Genomic DNA, 907 nt, shown 5'->3' with positions numbered 1-907 from the left:
CGTCAGTGCAGAAAGCCCGGCCTTTAATATTAAAGTCGATACCTTCGTGCCACCGGCAATGAATCTGGCTAATGTGCAGTTAATCGATGATGTAGGTACCCTCCAAGGTAACCTCAGCTCGGGCGACATCACTGATGATACCTTGCCGACGATTACAGGGGTTAATGCACCGGCGTATGCAAAAGAAATCGCTGTTTTTGTGGGGGTTAACGAAGTCGGTCGTGCGACGGTTCAACCGAACGGCACATGGACCTATCAGTTCACTACACCATTAACGGATGGCTCACAGAAAATCTCGATTGCTGCAGTGACCGAGGTAGGTAACGTGGGCAGCAAAGATGCAAACTGGACGATTATCGTTGATACCAAAGCACCAGAAGGCATTACTGTAGACATTACCTCTATCACAGAAGATACCGAGTTTGCAGGTGACTTTATTACGAAAGATAACACCTTAACTTTCTCGGGCAGCTTAAGCCGTGGTTTATCTGCGGATGAACGTATCGAAATCAGTTTAGATGGTGGTAAGACGTGGGCATTTGCGATACCTACGGGCAACAGCTGGTACTATGACAATACCACTAAAGTCTTAGCTGATGGCGAATATAACGTTCAAGTCCGTGTGGTTGACTTAGCTGGTAATGTCGGTGCCACTGACACACAAAAAGTGGTTGTTGACACCAAAGGACCGGATAACACGAACAGCATCGACATCCAAGCGATTAGCCCAGACACAGGGGTTGAGGGCGACTTCAAGACCAGTGAAAATATCATTACCGTGTCAGGAATTTTAGGTAAAAATCTCGGGACAGATGAACTGGTTAAAGTGACCTTTGATGGTGGTAAGACTTGGAAACAAGCGACAGTCACGGGCAATACCTGGTTTGTAGAAATTGGGCCATTGAGC

Annotated in this window: 1 protein-coding gene; it reads left to right on the top strand. The window is 47.0% G+C overall.

Going from position 1 to position 907, the window contains the following annotated elements:
• Nucleotides 1–46: 46 nt before the first annotated feature.
• The coding region (locus ACFFIT_RS02040; RefSeq protein ID WP_385875920.1) for an Ig-like domain-containing protein at nt 47–907 on the top strand (861 nt) is incomplete at its 3' end.

Source organism: Thorsellia kenyensis, from assembly GCF_042432445.1.
Lineage (GTDB): Bacteria > Pseudomonadota > Gammaproteobacteria > Enterobacterales > Thorselliaceae > Thorsellia > Thorsellia kenyensis.
This window is presented reverse-complemented; position numbering and strand designations above follow the sequence as displayed.